Origin of the sequence: Mesorhizobium sp. M7A.F.Ca.CA.004.06.1.1, from assembly GCF_003999135.1 — a bacterium.
Lineage (GTDB): Bacteria > Pseudomonadota > Alphaproteobacteria > Rhizobiales > Rhizobiaceae > Mesorhizobium.
This window is the reverse complement of sequence record NZ_RZPQ01001311.1, coordinates 1-768: the sequence shown is the minus strand read 5'-3', so window position 1 is coordinate 768 and position 768 is coordinate 1. Positions and strand designations below refer to the sequence as shown.

1 protein-coding gene is annotated in these 768 nt (G+C 61.2%); it reads right to left on the bottom strand.

From position 1 onward, the window contains the following. Window positions 1–119: 119 nt before the first annotated feature. Window positions 120–768: MBL fold metallo-hydrolase (locus EN906_RS36000; RefSeq protein WP_127375865.1), on the bottom strand; the 649-nt coding region annotated here is incomplete at its 5' end.

Below are 768 nucleotides of genomic sequence, written 5' to 3'. Positions count from 1 at the left end.
GTGATGGCCGTGTGCCGGGCAGCGTATCCGAGACGGTGAGGTCACGTCGTCATGCATACCGGCATCGGCAGCGCTTTGGGTACGCGAGCCCTGGAGCCGGTCATGAAGTTCTGTTTCTTTCACGCTGATTCGTAAGGGATTTCAATCATCATCCCATCATAGGCTGGTTCGACATTGGCTGGTGTCTCGGCCACCACCGTTGCGTAGTCGAGCGGCACGTGCATATGCGTCAGCACCGCATGTATCGGCGCCAGCCGCTCGATCCAATCAAGCGCTTCGCCAAGGGACAGGTGACTAGGATGTGTCCGGTATTGCAGCGCGTCGATGATCAGCACGTCGAGGGCGCGCAGCCGTTCGGCGGTGGGTTCCGGAAAGTCGCTGATGTCGGGGCAATAGGCGAGGCCGCCGATGCGGAAACCGAGCGATACGATGTCGCCGTGGATCTGCGGCAGCGGCTCGAGGGTGAGGGTACCCCCCTCTCCTTCGATGACCACCGGCCTGGTGTGGTCGATGAGATGCGGCCTGACGATCGGCGGATAGGAACTGCCTTGCGGCGTCTCGAAACAGTATCCGAACGCTTCCCGCAGCCGAAGCATCGTCGCCCTGTCGGCATGAACGTCGATCAGCTGGCGCTGATCGAGAACGAAGCCGCGCAGATCGTCGATGCCATGGATATGGTCGGCATGCGGGTGGGTATAGACGACCGAATCGATACGTTTAACGCCGGCCAGCAGCATCTGCTGCCGAAAATCCGGCCCCGTGTCGATG